The sequence below is a fragment of the Micromonospora sp. TSRI0369 genome, assembly GCF_001905625.1.
Taxonomy (GTDB): Bacteria; Actinomycetota; Actinomycetes; order Mycobacteriales; family Micromonosporaceae; genus Micromonospora; species Micromonospora echinospora_A.
Genome location: NZ_LIVU01000005.1, coordinates 235,338 through 250,694 on the forward strand (window position 1 = coordinate 235,338; position 15,357 = coordinate 250,694).

Annotated in this window: 17 protein-coding genes; 9 read left to right on the plus strand and 8 right to left on the minus strand. The window is 70.3% G+C overall.

Annotated features, from left to right (window positions below; genetic code table 11):
• The first annotated feature begins 97 nt into the window (after positions 1 to 97).
• Positions 98 to 382, plus strand: a complete 285-nt coding sequence (locus AMK25_RS18340) for a hypothetical protein (RefSeq protein ID WP_073830006.1) — start codon at positions 98 to 100, stop codon at positions 380 to 382.
• Between the two features lie 21 nt (positions 383 to 403).
• Here AMK25_RS18340 and AMK25_RS18345 read toward each other — a convergent pair whose 3' ends face one another.
• Positions 404 to 1,195 carry a class I SAM-dependent methyltransferase gene (locus AMK25_RS18345; protein ID WP_073829575.1) on the minus strand — a complete coding sequence of 264 codons (792 nt, stop codon included), beginning with the start codon at positions 1,193 to 1,195 and terminating at the stop codon, positions 404 to 406.
• A 192-nt stretch (positions 1,196 to 1,387) separates the two neighbouring features.
• Between AMK25_RS18345 and AMK25_RS18350 the strand changes: the two genes are divergently transcribed.
• Genes AMK25_RS18350 through AMK25_RS18360 form a run of 3 tightly spaced genes read left to right on the plus strand, consistent with a single transcriptional unit; the run spans position 1,388 to position 4,040 of the window.
• Positions 1,388 to 2,224 carry a CPBP family intramembrane glutamic endopeptidase gene (locus AMK25_RS18350; protein ID WP_073829576.1) on the plus strand — a complete coding sequence of 279 codons (837 nt, stop codon included), beginning with the start codon at positions 1,388 to 1,390 and terminating at the stop codon, positions 2,222 to 2,224.
• Positions 2,224 to 3,384 carry a sensor histidine kinase gene (locus tag AMK25_RS18355; RefSeq protein WP_073829577.1) on the plus strand — a complete coding sequence of 387 codons (1,161 nt, stop codon included), beginning with the start codon at positions 2,224 to 2,226 and terminating at the stop codon, positions 3,382 to 3,384. Before AMK25_RS18350 ends, AMK25_RS18355 begins: the two co-directional genes overlap by 1 nt.
• Entirely contained in the window at positions 3,381 to 4,040 is a 660-nt protein-coding gene (locus AMK25_RS18360) for a response regulator (protein WP_073829578.1), read from the plus strand. Before AMK25_RS18355 ends, AMK25_RS18360 begins: the two co-directional genes overlap by 4 nt.
• Position 4,041: 1 nt before the next feature.
• Here AMK25_RS18360 and AMK25_RS18365 read toward each other — a convergent pair whose 3' ends face one another.
• The 5 genes from AMK25_RS18365 to AMK25_RS18385 all read right to left on the minus strand — a co-directional run bounded on the left by AMK25_RS18365 (position 4,042) and on the right by AMK25_RS18385 (position 9,375).
• Positions 4,042 to 4,653 carry a hypothetical protein gene (locus tag AMK25_RS18365; RefSeq protein WP_073829579.1) on the minus strand — a complete coding sequence of 204 codons (612 nt, stop codon included), beginning with the start codon at positions 4,651 to 4,653 and terminating at the stop codon, positions 4,042 to 4,044.
• A 4-nt stretch (positions 4,654 to 4,657) separates the two neighbouring features.
• Positions 4,658 to 8,113, minus strand: a complete 3,456-nt coding sequence (locus tag AMK25_RS18370) for a protein kinase domain-containing protein (RefSeq protein ID WP_073829580.1) — start codon at positions 8,111 to 8,113, stop codon at positions 4,658 to 4,660.
• Positions 8,114 to 8,122: 9 nt separating this feature from the next.
• Entirely contained in the window at positions 8,123 to 8,713 is a 591-nt protein-coding gene (locus AMK25_RS18375; RefSeq protein WP_073829581.1) for a DUF7019 family protein, read from the minus strand.
• A gap of 132 nt (positions 8,714 to 8,845) precedes the next feature.
• On the minus strand, positions 8,846 to 9,097 hold the full coding sequence (locus tag AMK25_RS18380; RefSeq protein ID WP_073829582.1) for a hypothetical protein: 252 nt from the start codon (positions 9,095 to 9,097) through the stop codon (positions 8,846 to 8,848).
• A complete protein-coding gene (locus tag AMK25_RS18385; RefSeq protein ID WP_073829583.1) occupies positions 9,094 to 9,375 on the minus strand; it encodes a DivIVA domain-containing protein in 282 nt (93 codons plus the stop codon). The genes AMK25_RS18380 and AMK25_RS18385 overlap by 4 nt, the downstream gene beginning before the upstream one ends.
• Before the next feature lie 322 nt (positions 9,376 to 9,697).
• Here AMK25_RS18385 and AMK25_RS18390 point away from each other — a divergent pair, with 322 nt between their 5' ends.
• The 4 genes from AMK25_RS18390 to AMK25_RS18405 all read left to right on the plus strand — a co-directional run bounded on the left by AMK25_RS18390 (position 9,698) and on the right by AMK25_RS18405 (position 13,492).
• Positions 9,698 to 10,585, plus strand: coding sequence for a helix-turn-helix domain-containing protein (locus AMK25_RS18390; RefSeq protein ID WP_073829584.1), 888 nt, complete (start codon positions 9,698 to 9,700; stop codon positions 10,583 to 10,585).
• Positions 10,578 to 10,781 carry a DUF397 domain-containing protein gene (locus AMK25_RS18395; protein WP_073829585.1) on the plus strand — a complete coding sequence of 68 codons (204 nt, stop codon included), beginning with the start codon at positions 10,578 to 10,580 and terminating at the stop codon, positions 10,779 to 10,781. Before AMK25_RS18390 ends, AMK25_RS18395 begins: the two co-directional genes overlap by 8 nt.
• A gap of 351 nt (positions 10,782 to 11,132) precedes the next feature.
• A complete protein-coding gene (locus AMK25_RS18400) occupies positions 11,133 to 11,468 on the plus strand; it encodes a nucleotide pyrophosphohydrolase (protein ID WP_073829586.1) in 336 nt (111 codons plus the stop codon).
• Between the two features lie 128 nt (positions 11,469 to 11,596).
• Positions 11,597 to 13,492, plus strand: a complete 1,896-nt coding sequence (locus AMK25_RS18405; RefSeq protein WP_073829587.1) for a DUF2075 domain-containing protein — start codon at positions 11,597 to 11,599, stop codon at positions 13,490 to 13,492.
• Positions 13,493 to 13,562: 70 nt separating this feature from the next.
• On the opposite strand, the gene AMK25_RS18410 is transcribed toward AMK25_RS18405, so the two are convergent.
• Positions 13,563 to 14,030 carry a hypothetical protein gene (locus AMK25_RS18410; RefSeq protein WP_073829588.1) on the minus strand — a complete coding sequence of 156 codons (468 nt, stop codon included), beginning with the start codon at positions 14,028 to 14,030 and terminating at the stop codon, positions 13,563 to 13,565.
• Between the two features lie 157 nt (positions 14,031 to 14,187).
• Here AMK25_RS18410 and AMK25_RS18415 point away from each other — a divergent pair, with 157 nt between their 5' ends.
• The gene (locus AMK25_RS18415) at positions 14,188 to 14,922 is read left to right on the plus strand and encodes a class I SAM-dependent methyltransferase (protein WP_073829589.1); all 735 of its coding nucleotides are present in this window, start codon (positions 14,188 to 14,190) and stop codon (positions 14,920 to 14,922) included.
• Between the two features lie 10 nt (positions 14,923 to 14,932).
• Here the strand turns inward: AMK25_RS18415 and AMK25_RS18420 are convergent, their stop codons facing one another.
• Positions 14,933 to 15,346, minus strand: coding sequence for a hypothetical protein (locus AMK25_RS18420; RefSeq protein ID WP_073829590.1), 414 nt, complete (start codon positions 15,344 to 15,346; stop codon positions 14,933 to 14,935).
• Positions 15,347 to 15,357 lie beyond the last annotated feature (11 nt).

Below are 15,357 nucleotides of genomic sequence, written 5' to 3' on the forward strand. Positions count from 1 at the left end.
AACCAGAGCTCGACGCTCTCGTCACGTCGGTTCTGCAATACCGAGGCCTTTGAGGACGAGGGATGGGAACCCACCCGGTCAACTCGGAGGAGTGCTGGTGGCTTCATTCGACGAGTGGCTGGACGCTTACGAGGTCGTCTATCGCATGCTGCCGGCCGAGTCCGACCACCAGTGCCCGAACTGCGGTCACCGGACCCTGCGCATGGTGTTCACCACGCCGCCCGGCGCCGGGTACGGCTACGTCTCGTTCTGGTGCGACACCTGCCTGGAGGGCATCCACGTCTCGCGGGCACCGGTTCCTGCCGGAGTGACGGCCCTGTCCACTGCCGCGCCGATCGAGGCACGCACCAGGGGCATCCCCAACTACCGCTTGGTGACGTAGCTGAATCCCGTCGGGAATCGGCTATAAGCCGAGGATCCCGCACTGGAGCCGGACGGTGACGCGCTCGGTCACCACGTCCACCCCGCCGAGGGCATCGCGTACGTCGGCGGCGAATGCCGCGCGTTCCCCCGAAGACGGCAACCGTTCCGCGGACATGGCGGAGAAGACGCCGCCGACCATGTCGTCGACGGTGAGCGGGGCGTCGTACTGCACCGACGTCTCCTCGTACCGATATCCGGCACGCACGAGTGCCTCCCGGTTGCGCCGACGCCCGTCCTCGTCGGTCTGGCATCTCCCCGTGACGGAGTGGCCGAGCATCCGCTCCAGGCATCCGCGCAGCGCGAGCGACCATTCGGTGTCCTGCGTCCACAGGGGTTCGCCGTTGGTGACGATGGCGATGCCACCGCTTGGGCGCAACAACGGCCGGGTCGCCTCGAACAGGGTGTCCCTGTCCATGAAGTGAACGGCGACGGCGACGGTCAGCGCGCCGACCGTCCCCCCGCCGAACAGCCGGGACAACGCGGGCACATCGCTGTCGCTGCCGAGCACCCACGTGGCGTTGGCGGTGCCCTGGTCGAGGGCGGTACGGCGGGCGATCGCCAGCATGTCCGGCTCCGGGTCCATGCCGATGACCGCGCCGACCCGGTCGGCGAGCGGGAGGCTCAACTGACCGGTACCGCAGCCGAGGTCGACCACCGTGTCGTCGCCGCCGAGACGGAACGCTGCCGCCAGCGCGTCGAGCACCTCGGGCGGATAGCCCCGCCGATGCCGTGCGTAGTAGGTCGCCACCTCACCGCCGAAGCCCGTCGCCATGTCGGCAGCCTGCCCGCCGAGGCAGTCTCGAAGCCAGCCGTTCTGCTCAGGGCACGCCAAGAACGCCGCGCTCGTCCCCCGTGCGAGCTACCCGCAAGTGTCCACCGCACGGTGACGATTTCCGGCCGGCGAATCCATAGCGTTCCAGGTGAACCGCGGCGTTCGGGCCGCGGAAATCCCGAAGGAATCGTCATGCGTGTGGTGAAGCAGTTCCTGGCCGTCGTCGCGGTCAGTCTCGTCGGGAGCCGGGCGGTCGTCGCGGCACAGGACAACGCCTGGCTCAGCCTGATCCTCGGCGTCGCGACCGCCGCGGCCGCGATCATGGTGTACGGGTGGGTGGTGCGCCGCACCGAAGGTCGCGAGGTCACCGAGCTGGCCCGGCACGGCGCTGCGGCCCGGCTCAACCGCGGGGTGCTGATCGGGTTCGCCATGTTCGCGGCCGTTATCGTCAACATCGCCCTCATGGGCGGCTACCACGTGCACGGCATCGGGTCGGTGTCCGGCGCGGTCGGCATCTTCGGGCTCATGGCCGCCGCGGCGGTGACGGAGGAGCTGATGTTCCGCGGCCTGCTCTTCCGCCTGGTCGAGGAGTGGCTCGGCACGTGGCTCTCGCTGCTGCTCACCGGCGTACTGTTCGGCCTGATGCACATGCTGAACCCGGACGCCAGCCTGTGGGGCGCGACAGCCATCGCGATCGAGGCGGGGTTCATGCTGGCCGCCGCCTACGCCGCGACCCGCAACCTGTGGGTGCCGATCGGCCTGCACTTCGGCTGGAACTTCGCCGCCGGCGGCGTCTTCGGCGTCGTCGTCTCCGGCAACGGCGAATCGGCGGGTCTGCTGGACGCCACCACGTCGGGTTCGACGCTGCTCAGCGGCGGCGACTTCGGGCCGGAGGGCAGCCTCTACACGGTGGCCGCCGGGGCGGCGCTCACGGTGGTCTTCCTCTGGCTGGCCCACCGTCGCGGCCACATCGTGCGACGGCGTCGCCGCATGGTCGAGGCCCCGGCGGAGAGCGCTACGGTCTCCTGATGATCACCCGACGGATGCTCCCGGACTCGTGGCGGCGCTGGCCCGTCACGGTCCGGGATCTCCCGCTCGCGCTGGTGATCGCGCTCGCGTCCGTGACACCACCGCTGCGCGGCATCGGTACGCAACTCGGCGACCTGCCCGCCCGGCCGTTCGACGCGCTCACAGTGGTGGTGATCGCGCTGGAGTGCCTTCCGCTGGCGCTGCGCCGCAGCCGTCCGGCGCTGTCCCTCGCCCTGGTGTCGCTCGGCTTCGCGCTCGACCAGGTACGCGCCTACCACACCTTCGCGGGCGCCGCACTCGCCGTCGCGCTGGTAAGCGCGGGCGCTCACCTGGACCGAGGCCGCCGTGCCACGGTGCTCGTCGGCTCCCTCGCGTACGTCGGACTGGCCGTCGCCCTCGACCGGCAGGGGTCGGCCGAGGGGGTTACCGGCTTCGCCACGTTCTACCTGCTGCTGGCGCTCGCCTGGGGCACCGGGTCATGGCTGCGGCAGAACCGCGCCGCCGAGGCCGAACGCCGCCGGCACGTCGCCGAGACCGCCCGCGCCGCCGAACGCGCCCGCATCGCCGGTGAGCTGCACGACGTGGTGACCCACCACGTGACGGCGATGGTGGTGCAGGCCGAGGCGGCCCGCTACCTGACCGGCGCGCCCGACCGCCTCGACACCACGCTCACAGCCATCACCGACACCGGCCGCCGGGCCATCGGCGACCTGCGGGTGCTGCTCGACGTGCTCAACCCCGACCACGGTACGGAGCCGCACACCCCGTCGGTCGGCGAGCTGCACACCCTGGTGGAGCAGACCCGGCAGGCGGGGCAGCCGGTGGAGTTCACGCAGCAGGGCAGCCCGGCCGAGGTGACCGGCGGCGCGGAGATGGCCGCGTACCGGGTGGTGCAGGAGGCGCTGACGAACGCCCTCAAGCACGCCCACGGCCGCCCCACCACTGTGCACGTACACCATGGAGACCGGGAGATCACGGTGGAGATCAGCACGGACGGCCCGGGCCCGCGCGCCGCGGGTCCGGGCGGAAGCGGAAGCGGACGCGGCCTGGCCGGGCTGCGCGAGCGCGTGTCGGTGCTCGGCGGCGAGTTCGACGCCGGGCGCGGGGCGGGCGAGGGCTTCGTCGTCCGGGCGCGCATCCCCACCGGGAGCGCGTCGTGACCGGGCCGATCCGGGTGCTGGTCTGCGACGACCAGGCGCTGATCCGTACCGGATTCACCACCATCATCGACGCGCAGCCGGACATGACGGCGGTGGGTGAGTGCGGCGACGGCCGCGCCGCTGTCGACCTCGCCGGCCGCCTGCGACCCGACGTGGTGGTGATGGACGTACGCATGCCGGTGCTCGACGGCATCAAGGCGACCCGCCTGCTGGCCGGCGCGGGCGTCGCCCACCCGGTCAAGGTGCTGGTGGTGACGACGTTCAACCTCGACGAGTACGTCTACGAGGCGCTGCGCGCCGGCGCGAGCGGGTTCCTGCTCAAGGACGCCCCGCCGGCGCAGCTGCTGCACGGCATCCGCACGGTCGCCTCCGGCGCAGCGCTGCTCGCGCCGGAGGTGACGCGGCAGCTCGTCGGCCGGTACGCGGCGCGGATCCGCCCGGCCGAGGGCGCGCCCGCTGATGTGGGGCTGACGCCGCGTGAGCTGGAGGTGCTGCGGCTGATCGCCGAAGGGTTGTCGAACAGCGAGATCGCGGCGCGGCTGGTGATCAGCCAGGAGACGGTGAAGACGTACGTGTCGCGCATCCTCACGAAGCTGGACCTGCGGGACCGGGTGCAGGCGGTGGTGTACGCCTACCGTACCGGCCTGGTCACCTGATCTACCCGCCAGGAACCGACACACCATCGTCGTCGAGAGGTGAGCCGTCCAGGGCGCTATCGGTCTCCGCTGCGGTCAGACGCACGATCACGTCGCCGTCGGAGGTCGGAAAGCGGGTGAAACGCAACAGGACGAACCCCGAACGGTTGCTGCCCCGCACGCCGTTGCCGAGGGGCATCGTGTGCACACCCTCGACGAGCCATTGATAGAGCGGCTGCGCGTCCGCGTCACGCCAGCCCTTCAAGCCGGCGTGGTGAACGGCCAGGGTCAGCTTCTCGGCCAGGTACTCGGGGTCACAGACGCTGGTGATCATCAGATCAAGTTCCGCGAACCGGTGAGCCGGCCCGAAGTGCCACAGTCCCCGCACCTCGCGGACCCCCGGGGTCAGCGGCCGTCCGACGAACAACCAGTCGTACGCGTCCAGGAAGGGTGCGTGGCGCTTGAGCCAGATCTCCCTTTCCTGCTGCGGCACGATCCAGGGCAGAGGGATCTCGTTGAACTCGTCGGTCCACACCACTTCGGGAATCTCCCAGGCGTCGAGCCAGGTTCTGACGCGCTCCCGGTTGGCCAGGAACGCGGCTCGCAGTTCATCGTGCTGGCGGCGTTCGGTCATCGGATCACTCTCCGTAGTCCCAGTCGAGGCCCCAGATGCGGACTTTGCCCTGGTGGTCGCCGGTGACGACGGTGCCGAACGCGGCGTCGGCGCGTATCGCGTTGACCCGGACGTGGTGACCGTGCAGTGAGCGGATCCGGCGTCCGGCGCGCAGGTCCCAGACGTCGACGGTCTGCTCTCCCGGGTCTCCGGCCACCGCGAACCTCCCGTCGGGCGACACCACCACCTCCTCGACCCCGGAGAGGCGTCCATCCGGGTCGTCGAGGGCTCTCCCGTCGAACACCAGCTCTCCGCTCGCGGCGTCCCAGACGACGAAGCCCGTCTGCCCGGCGATGACGGTGAGCCGACGGGAGTCCGTGAAGGCCAACGCCGCCGACGAGCTGTGCTTGACCCGGTCGAGGTGGTACGACGGGCGCTTGTCACCCGGTCGCCACGCGGTCAGGCGGGTCATCTCGGCCAGCAGCAGCATCCCGGAGGCGAACCGGATCTCCGTGTGCGGGTCGACGTCCGCAAAGGTCTTCACGGGCTTTCCGGTGTCCATCGACCGGACCTCCACGGCGGCCGCGTCGGGGGTTCGCAGCTGCACGGCGATCGAGCGGGACGCCTCGTCGGCGGTGACGCCGACGATCGTGCCGGGTCCGGTGCGGACCGTCGCGACGCAGGCAGCCGCCTCCAGCGACCACACCGTCGCCAATCCATGGCCGAAGCCGACCGCCAACAGGTCGCCCGTGATGTCGAGCGTGGTGTTCCCGTCGTCGCGAGGCAGCGCGCCGGCCACCTTGAACCGGGGCTGGAACGTCCTGGTGTCATGGCAGGCGACCGATCCGTCCGAGTAGCCGATGATCACGTCCCGGCCGCCCCTGGCGAAGGACAGGCTGGTGGCGGGGTTCCGCCGCTCGGTGACCCCGCCTGCCTTCTCCAGTGTCTCCAGGTCGAAGATCTCGACCTCGTCGATGTTGGCCGGGAAGGCGAACAAGCGGCCGGAGGCGCCGATGTCGAAGGTGCCATGGGCGAGCATGACGTCGGACAGCTCCTGCTCCAGCCAGATGCCGGTCAGTCCGGTGCGCCGCAGGTTCCGGCCCAGGGCCCCGGAGGCCCGGCGTAGCCGCGGGTGACGTTCGTGGCCGGGAACGGCACGCGCCTCGCGGATCGCGTCTGCCGCGCGCCGATCCTCTCCGGCCGCGATCATCGCCTCGACGCGTTCCATGACCTGGTCGAACGCCCGCTCGTCGCGCGCGAGGGCACCGACCGGCCGGGGCGGCGCGTACGACCAGGGTGCGAGGTGTCCGCGGAGCGGCATGGGGAGTCGGGAGAGCGAGGTCTGGCCACTGTAGCCGTGCGATTCGGCGATGACGGCGTAGCCGCAGTCCCCGCTGAACGCCGTCGCGTCGCGACGTGAACCCCGCGCCCAGTCCTTCGGGAAGGTGCGGACGCATCGGCGGATGGCGAGTTCGAGGACCTGAAGGTCGCCGGTCCCGGGGTCGAGCAGAGCCCAGCCGGCCCGGCCGGAGACGCCGAGCATGCGGTATCCGGTCAGCCAGGGGATCTCCCACCGTCGCGGTTCGTCCCAGACCCGCATGTCCACCATGGTCAGGGACTGATAGCCGATCCTCAGGACGGTCGACCCGTCCGGCGCCAGGGCGATTTTCTGGCCGCCGCCGTCCATCTCGTCGGCGGGTATGTGCAGGCCCCGCATCCTCGTGTCCCGCAGGGGCCACCACTGCTCCACCCGATGGTCGACGGCGGAGCCGGGACGGCCCAGTGAGGCGGAGACGCACACCTCGGCGTCCGGGCCGAGGATCACCCGGGTGACAGTGCCGTCGTGGGGCCGGATGCGGGCGACCGGCTCCCACGCATCGGTGCGGAAGACGAGGACGCGGCCGTCGGCCGTGCCCACAGCCGCGAAGCCACCCTCGGGGCTGAGCGCCACGGCTGTTCCTCCGCCCAGCCGGCCTTCGAGGTGGGCCGTGCCGTCGGCGAGCAGCCACCGCTCGACGCGGGAATCCTGGTAGCAGACGAGGACCCGCGCTCCGGCGTGGTCGATCGCGACGTCGACGGGAGCCGGGCCGGAGGCGGCGAGTTCCGCGACCACCCGGCCCGCGAAGGCGTCCCAGACCCGCACCCGCCCTGACCTCTCGGCCACCACCACGTGTGTCGCGTCGTGATCGCAGGCCATCGCGACGACCTGGCCGGACAACTGCCCGAACACCTCGAGCGTGCCCCGCGGCTCCAGCCGGGCACAGCGCTCCCGCGCGGCCACGATCTCCGGCGAACCCGGATGCTTGCGGTCCGCCTCCGCCAGGTGCCGGGCCGCGAGGACGCCGTCGCCGCGTTCCATGTGCACCATCGCGGCCAGGTAGTCCGCCTCCCAGGAGTCGCCCGTGGCGCGCAGTTCCGACAGGAGGGTCTCGTCGGTGACCAGGCCGTCGGCCCATCTGACGAGCCCGTGGTTGTAGACCGCGCGGACGTTGTGCGGGTCGATCGCCTTGGCCCGCTCGAACATCTCGATCGCCCGGCGTTGGTCGCCGAGGTCCCACAGGGACAGCGCCTTGTTCGACAAGCCGTCGGCCTTGAGAGACGGCGACACCCGGTCGGGGTGCGGGTAGGGACCAGATGCGCAGTCCGCGTAGACGCTCAGCAGGACGGCCTCCGCCTCGGCGCTGTCGCCGATCCTCGACCGGGGGTCGCGCACCAGGCAGCCGGACAGGAGATCGCGCAGCGGCCGCGGGAGATCGCCGCGTAGCGACGCCAGCGCATCCGCACCGTCGTGTCCCCACTTCCAGAGCCGGCGCCCGTGCAGCAGCTCGATCACCGTCAGCGCCCAGGACCACATGTCGCTGGTCCGGCCGATCCTTCCGTCCGGATCGACCTGCTCCGGGGAGCAGTACTGCGGTGTGAATCCGCCGAGCGTCGCGTACGAGGTCTCGACGCCACCCTCTGCGCTGTGCGACACGGACGCTTTCGCCTTGGCCGTTCCGAAGTCGGTCACCCGTGCGGTCTCACCGTCGTACATGACGTTAGAGGGCTTGATGTCCTGGTGCACCAGGCCCGCCGCGTGGGCGTGCCCGATGCCGCGCAGCATCTGGATCGCAACGTCCAGGGCCCGCGGCAGGTCGCGGCACCGCCCGTCCCGGACCGCCGCGGTCAGGTCACCGCCCGCGACCCATTCCGCGAAGATCACCGGGTACGCGCCGACACGCTGCACGTAGTTGCAGCCGACCACGTTCGGGTGCGGGTCGAGATCGGTCCAGGCCTGCGCCTCCTGCGCAAGCAGGTCGAGGATCCCGGGCGCTGAGGCCAGGTCCGGGCGCGGCGTCTTCACCGCGAGGTCGACGCCCCAGGCGAGGTGATGGGCGCGGTAGACGAACCCCGTGCCGCCCGTTTCGACGACTTCCTCGATGCGGAACGTGTCGAGGACGGTCTCCCCCGGCCGCCACCGGATGACCTGCCCCGCGTCCACGCCGAGGCCCTAGTCGACGAGTGCCACGTAGATCGGGCTGCCCAGCAGCGTGCCGTTCGGGCCCGGTTTCTCGGCGAGTCGCTTCGCGACGAACTCGACCCGTTGCGCCGGCCCCGGGAGCGCGGCGCCGATCTGCGCCAGTGATTCGTGGAAGCGCTCGTCGTCGAACTCGCCCGGGTCGGCTCTCAGTTCCTGGAGCTTGCGGAACAGGTACGGCGGGACCGATCCGACCGGTTCGGCGTCACCGCCGCCGACCACGTGCGACGCCGAGCCGCCGAGGACGATGACCTGGTCGTCGAGTGTCCCCGCGAAGACCACGATGCCGGTGGTCGGGAAGACCTGCCAGCGCATCTCGAGGCAGGCCTGGACGTAGGGACGTTCCTCGTCCGCAGCGCCGATCTGGTCGGCGTCCTGCAGATGCCGGATGACCTTCTCCAGCTTGTCGAGATCGTGGCGCTCGGGCAGCACCGCCTTGCGGCTGTAGCGGACGACCTTCAGGTCCACGGCGAGCTCGGTCTCGTGCTGCGCGGAGGAGGCGATCTGTGCGGCCAGGAGCCCGATCTTGAGATGCGACAGGTAGAGGTAGTACTTGAGGCTCAAGATGCACTCCGGTTACGGGGAGACGTCCGAAGCCCACCCTACGTGGCACACGCTCACGCCGCTGACCCTCGATCGACGATGATCGGTGTCCGCGCGGACCCCTCGCACCGACGCGACCACCTGCTCAGCACGTCAGCGATGGACGCGGCGGGAGCAGGGGCCGTCATGGTCGGCGCGGAGCAGGCACCGCCGGCCGCCGGACATGAGCAGGTCGCAGAAGACCCGATGGCGTACGTTCTGGTCATCCTCGGCCGACACGGTGGTCTCCCCCGGGTCGGCATGCGGCAGCATCCCGGTCCACCGGGCGACGACGCGGGCCAGGCGCTGCGCGGCGGGCAGGTCAGCGGCGGTCACCGGCAGATGGATGACCCAGCGCCCGGTCACCGGCGCTCGCCGTTCGCCTGCCGTGCCTGCTCGGACTGCCAGCGGCGCAGCGCCACCTTGATCCGCAGGGTCTCCTGGCGGTGCCTGGTGATCTCGGCGTGGAGCGAGGCCATGTCGCCGGCGACCCGGCCGAGGTAGGCGTACACCGCATCGGGGTCGAGGCCGCGGCGCCCGAACCGGGCGGGCGGGAAGCGGCGCTCGCGCACCTGCCACGGCAGCAGCGAGGGGTACGCGGTCGTCCCGCTGCCCCGCCCCGGTCCATCGTTACGGACGCTCATCAGCCTGTCCTCCTTGTCGTGGAAGGGGTGGGCCCGCCTGCCCGTCCCGCGCCGGCGGGCCCACCCCGCCCTGACACCGCAGCTTCATTCAGCGGTACGGCACCAGGGCTGCTCAACGGATCACCGATCGACAGGCACAGCGGCCGAGCCGTAGAGATCGCCAGGTCGCCCTACCGGTAGTCATCCTGTGACAGTGCGCAGTGGATGCGCAACGTTCCAAGCGCGCCTTTCCAGCTTGTGCATTGACTTATTTCGTGGAAACGAGTAGACGTTGCAGAGCAACGTCACTCGTTGTTGCCGGTTGGAACCAGGGAGTGCCCGGATGGCGGAAGACATCGGCTCGACCGTGCCGCGCCGACAGCTCGGCCGGCTGCTACGCCAGTTCCGCAACGAGGCCGGCGTGACCCTCGACGCTGCAGCGGAGGCGCTGGAATACAGCCGACAGAAGATCTGGCGCATCGAGTGCGGCCTCGGGCCGGTGCGGGTGCTCGACGTCAAGGCGATGTGCGAGCTGTACGGCGTGTCCGCGGAGATGACCGAGGCGATGCGAGGGCTGGCCGCGGAGACGAAGTCGAAGGGGTGGTGGCACGCGTACGGGGACGCGGTGCCGAGCTGGTTCGAGCTGTACGTCGGCCTGGAATCCGCCGCCGCCCATCTACGCCGCTACGACGAATCCTTGATCCCTGGCCTACTCCAAACTCGGGAGTACGCGCTCGGGCTTTTCCATCGGGGCAGCCGGCTGAGCATGGAGGAGCGGGAACGTGCCGTCGAGGTGCGTATGCAGCGACAAGCTCTGCTGACCCGCCGTCTTCCTACGCCTCCACGGCTGGAGGCCGCTCTCTCGGAGGCAGTGCTCCGGCGGCCGGTTGGCGGTGCATCTGTCATGGCCAACCAACTCAGCCACCTGCTCGAAACCTCCGAACTGCCGAACGTGTCGGTGCGCGTGGTGCCGCTGGCCGCCGGGCCGCATCCCGGCGCGGTGGCCGGGTCCTTCGTCATCCTCGACTTCCCCGCCACGAAAGGCGGACGAGCGGCGCCCGAGCCCTCCGTCGTCTACAGCGAGTCCCTGACCGGCGCTCTCTACCTGGACAAGCCCGACGAGCTCGCAGCTTACGAAAGCACCTGGAAGGGCGTAGATGCTCTCGCGTTAGGTGAGGCAGAATCGAGGGACGTGATCAAGGGAATCGTCGGGGAGCTGCGCCATGACTGACCTGACCGGCGCCCGCTGGCGCAAGAGCACTCGCAGCGGCGACAACGGTGGCGACTGCGTCGAGGTTGCTACGAACCTTCCCGGCGTCGTCGCCGTACGCGACTCGAAGGACCCCTCGGGCCCCTGGCTGCGATTCAGCAGTCCTGGATGGTCAACGTTCCTCTCCTCCTTGGTGGACAAGACACTGCGCCCTTAGAACTCTTCGAGCTGGACCCGCCCTGGGCAGAGAGCACGGCCACGTCCCAGGACGTGGCGGACGGCCTGCAGGCCGAAGGAACCCTTTATCGCACTCCGCTGCCCCAAGGCAGAGCCTTCGGAGGTGTTCCGGGGCCTGGAAAGCAGGCTGTATCGCCATCTCGCCGAGGGCAAGGTCCCCGCCTATCTCCGGTCGGCACCGTCGGTCCGCCGTCGTTGGCGACAGCTTCGTGCCCGTGACCAGGTGGTATCACTCGGTCAGGACGGCACAGTCCTCAGGCCATTTGCCCAGCACCCTCGGCCCTACTGACCGCACCAATCGGACTCCCGAGAGCGGTGTCAGACTGCGGGGATGGAGGACTTGACGGCCGGCGTTCGGGCGTTCGCGGAGGAACGAGACTGGCAGCAGTTCCACACGCCGAAAAACCTCGCGATGGCACTGGCCGGCGAGGTCGGGGAACTGGTCGCCGAGTTCCAGTGGCTGACCCCGGAGCAGGCCGCCACGGTGATGGACGACCGCGAGGCGGGCGCACGCGTGCGAGCGGAGATCGGCGACGTCATGATCTACCTGACGAGGCTGGCGGACGTCCTCGGCATCGACCTGACGGAGGCCGCCCTCGCCAAGTTGACCGAGGTCGCCGTCCGGTATGCCGCCGAAGACGTCAAGGGCTCGCCGGCCAAGCGGTAGCAGGGCGTGCCATGCGGATGATCTCTCCGCTACAGTCCACCCGTACAAGCGCGTAACGACGGGCTTCCGGTCGTCGCCGGACACGCCCCCCATGCGCACGATCATTTCGTGCTGCCCGGGGGCAAGTCGTGTCAGCCTTTCGCACCTCCGCCGACGGACTGCTGCGCTACGCGGCCGGTGGCGCCCTCGCCGACCGGATCGCGGGGCACATCGGGCACAACGTGAGCGCCTCCGAACGGCGGTCCTGGGAGCGGAGCCTGCCGGTGCTCGCCCAGGATCTCGCCGACGCGGGTCTCGGGCAGGTCGAGATGCTGGTGGAATACCAGCTTCCGCTGACCAGCAAGCGGATCGACGTCGTCCTCGCCGGGACACATCCGAGGACGGCCGAGGACTTCTACGTCGTGGTGGAGTTGAAGCAGTGGTCGCGGGTCGAGTCGTACGAGGGGTCCGAGAGCCTCGTCCTGGTCGAGCACGCCGCCGCCCCTCGGCTGCATCCGGGCGTGCAGGTCGGGGACTACTGCGAGTACCTCGCGGACTTCCTCGGGGTGCTCGCTCATTCGCGCAACCCGATCGTCGGGGCCGCCTACCTGCACAACGCCGTCGACCGCGACATCGACGACCTCTTCGCCCGGCGAGCGACGGAGCAGAGCCGGATCTTCACCAAGCAGCGCCGCGGCCGGTTCCTCGACTATCTGCGCAGCCACCTGGCGCCCAGCTCCGGCGCGGCCGCCGCTGATCGCTTCCTCACCAGCTCCGTGCGCCCGAGCAAGCACCTACTCTCCTACGCCGCCGCCGAGTTGAAGGACAGGTCCCACTTCACTCTGCTCGACGAGCAGCGCCTGGCGTACGAGCTGGTGTTGCACGCCGTGGAGCGTGCGCGTAGCGCCGACCGCAAGTCCGTCGTGGTGGTCGCCGGCGGACCGGGCAGCGGCAAGAGCGTCATCGCGTTGTCGGTCCTCGGTGAACTGGCCCGGCAGCAGCGGTCGGTCATGCACGCGACGGGATCCCGGTCGTTCACCCAGACGCTGCGCCGCTACGCGGGCAAGGGCTCGACCCGGCTGAAGAACCTGTTCGGCTATTTCAACAGCTTCATGACGGCCGAGCGGAACGGCCTCGACGTGCTGATCTGCGACGAGGCGCACCGAATCCGGGAGACCTCGGTCAACCGGTTCACGCCGAAGGCGAAGCGGGACCGTGCCCGGCCGCAGATCGACGAACTCATCGCCGCGGCCCGCGTACCGGTCTTCCTGCTCGACGAGCACCAGGTGGTCAAGCCGGGCGAATTGGGGAACGTCGAGGTCATCTCCACGTACGCGAAACAGCTCAATCTGGATATCGAGGTCGTGTCGCTGCACGACCAGTTCCGGTGCGGCGGCAGTGAGGCGTACGAGGAGTGGGTTGTCGACCTGCTCGGCCTCGACGGCGGCAAGCCATCGGTGTGGGCCGGCGACGGACGCTTCGACCTGCGGCTGGCGGATTCGCCGGAGGAGATGGAGGCATTCCTGGCCGCGAAGCAGGCGGCCGGGGAGACGGCGCGGATGTCGGCCGGGTACTGCTGGCCGTGGAGCGACCCGCTGCCGGACGATTCCCTGATCGCCGACGTCCGGATCGGCGACTGGGCCCGACCCTGGAACGTCAAGAGCGACCGCAGCGTCGGTGACGCGCCCGGCAGCGCATTCTGGGCCACCGACCCGCATGGTTTCGGCCAGGTGGGCTGTGTCTACACCGCTCAGGGCTTCGAGTACGAGTGGTCTGGTGTCATCCTCGGACCCGACCTGGTAGCGCGGAACGGCCGGCTCGTCACCCAGCGGGCGGAATCGAAAGACCCCGCGTTCCGCAGCAGGAAGACGCTCAGTGACGCGGAGGCGGACCGTCTGATCCGCAACACCTACAAGGTGCTGATGACGCGAGGCATGCGCGGCACCGTCCTGTACTCGACGGACGCCGAGACCCGGGCGTGGCTCGGCTCGCTGATCCGCGTGAAGCGTGGTCTCGAGACGGTCTACGAGCCGGGCGGTGGGTGAGAATCTCAGAAGGAATCGGGCTCGACAGCGGCGATCGCAATGCTCGGAGAGGAGTTCTTCTCGCGCCGGGTCACCAGTCGCGGGCCCAGTCCGGCGGCGGTACGACGGCGAGCTGCGGCTCCCCGCTGATCGGCTCCAGCGCGTGCACGATCCGCAGGTCCCCGTCGGCGGCGGCATCCTCGTCGGTCAGCACCCGGCCGCTGCTGCCGTCGGTGCTGACCAGCAGCCACCGGTCGGGGTGGATGCTGCCGTCGTCGACGAGCGCCCGTACGCCGAAGGTCCGGGCCAGGGTGACGGCGAGGTCCCGTTCGCCCTGGCCGGTGGCGTCGAGGAGTTCGGTGTCGCCGGTCAGGATCCAGCCGAAGCCCTCGTCCTCGTCGGGTGGCGTCAGCATCGCCACCGGGCGCGGGTCGTCCACGGCGCGGTCCTCGATCCGCCCGACGTAGACGGCATCCGGCGCGACGCCGTACTCCTGGTGCAGGAAGCGGCGCAGGCCGTCCGCCGGCAGCTCGCCCGCGAAGTGCATCTGATACTGCACCTTCTACTCCTGGTAGCTCTTGTGGTGGCGAAAGAACTTCGACACTTCACGTTCGCTCGCCACGACGCGGCAAGATACCAGTCCGGCACGAAGTGTGAGGGGCCCGAAAGGCTACCCGGGACTGCGTGATGCGTCTCCTTGTAGTTGGCTCGAAGGCATGGCCCGCATCGCGTACCACGACACCGACGCCGAGGCGTTCGCGGCGACCCGGCACCTCACCGACGACGGCCTCACCGCCTGGCGGTCAGCCGTCACCCGTCACCTCGCCCCGCGTCCCGGCACGCGGCTGCTCGACCTGGGCGCCGGCACGGGCAGCTGGGCGCGCGCCTTCACCTCCTGGTTCCCCGGCCTCGACGTGGTCGCGGTCGAGCCGTCGACGGCGATGCGCGCCCGGTGCGCGTTCGCGCCGCTTGTCGCGGGAGACGCAGGGCACCTTCCGCTGGCTGCCGGCAGCGTCGACGGCGCGTGGTTGTCCACTGTCGTCCATCACGTACCCGACCTGGCGGTGGCGGCGCGTGAGCTGCGCCGCGTGGTGCGGCAGGGCGCGCCGGTGCTCATCCGGTCCGCGTTCGCCGGGCGGCACCGGGCGATCACATTGTTCCGCTACTTCCCGGAGGCGGTGCGAGTACTCGACACGTTCCCGAGCGTCGCCGAGGTCGAGGCCGCTTTCCTGGGCGCCGGCTTCACCGCCGCCGCGGTGGTCGAGCAGGTTCCGCAGGTCACCGCCCCGTCGTTGCGGGAGGCGGCTGCCGGGCTGCGCCGGGAGGCGCACACGCCGCTTCAGCTCATCACCGACGCGGAGTACGCCGCGGGCGTGCGGCGGTTGCGGGAGGCCGCGCGGGTGGACACCGGGCCGGTCGTGGACGCGCTGGACCTGCTGGTTCTGCGCTGACCGCAGTGGTTCAGCCGGGCAGGTCGAGCAGGTGCCGGACCGTGCACGGGCGACCGTGCTCCCGTTCCCAGGTGGCGACGTGCCGCAGGCGTTCCACGGCTGTCGGCGCGAGGCGGGTGAGGTAGGCGAGGATCACCGTCTGCGCCTCCTCGGTCGAGTACGCCGCCGACGAGGGGACCGGCCCGAGACTGCGTACGGTGACGCCGTCCGGGGTGCAGCGCAGGACGGCCGAGTTGCCCTCGTACTCCTCGTGCGGTGATCGTCCGGACACCACGTCGTGGATGCACTGCAGCAGGTCGACACAGTCCGGCGCGTACGTCTGGATGTCGCTGGTCAGCTGGGACACCAGCGGCCGGAAGCGGGCGTCGCCGGCGGTCGTCGTCGGGGTCCCATGGGTGCCGCGAGCGAAGCGGATCTCGGCCATCGGCGCATCGT

Excerpts from the sequence above, each read along its gene's own strand:
- AMK25_RS18345 (WP_073829575.1), bottom strand. The coding sequence starts at position 1,195 with ATGGCGACGGGCTTCGGCGGTGAGGTGGCGACCTACTACGCACGGCAT.
- AMK25_RS18350 (WP_073829576.1), top strand. The coding sequence starts at position 1,388 with ATGCGTGTGGTGAAGCAGTTCCTGGCCGTCGTCGCGGTCAGTCTCGTC.
- AMK25_RS18355 (WP_073829577.1), top strand. The coding sequence starts at position 2,224 with ATGATCACCCGACGGATGCTCCCGGACTCGTGGCGGCGCTGGCCCGTC.
- AMK25_RS18365 (WP_073829579.1), bottom strand. The coding sequence starts at position 4,653 with ATGACCGAACGCCGCCAGCACGATGAACTGCGAGCCGCGTTCCTGGCC.
- AMK25_RS18385 (WP_073829583.1), bottom strand. The coding sequence starts at position 9,375 with ATGAGCGTCCGTAACGATGGACCGGGGCGGGGCAGCGGGACGACCGCG.
- AMK25_RS18390 (WP_073829584.1), top strand. The coding sequence starts at position 9,698 with ATGGCGGAAGACATCGGCTCGACCGTGCCGCGCCGACAGCTCGGCCGG.
- AMK25_RS18395 (WP_073829585.1), top strand. The coding sequence starts at position 10,578 with ATGACTGACCTGACCGGCGCCCGCTGGCGCAAGAGCACTCGCAGCGGC.
- AMK25_RS18400 (WP_073829586.1), top strand. The coding sequence starts at position 11,133 with ATGGAGGACTTGACGGCCGGCGTTCGGGCGTTCGCGGAGGAACGAGAC.
- AMK25_RS18415 (WP_073829589.1), top strand. The coding sequence starts at position 14,188 with ATGGCCCGCATCGCGTACCACGACACCGACGCCGAGGCGTTCGCGGCG.
- AMK25_RS18420 (WP_073829590.1), bottom strand. The coding sequence starts at position 15,346 with ATGGCCGAGATCCGCTTCGCTCGCGGCACCCATGGGACCCCGACGACG.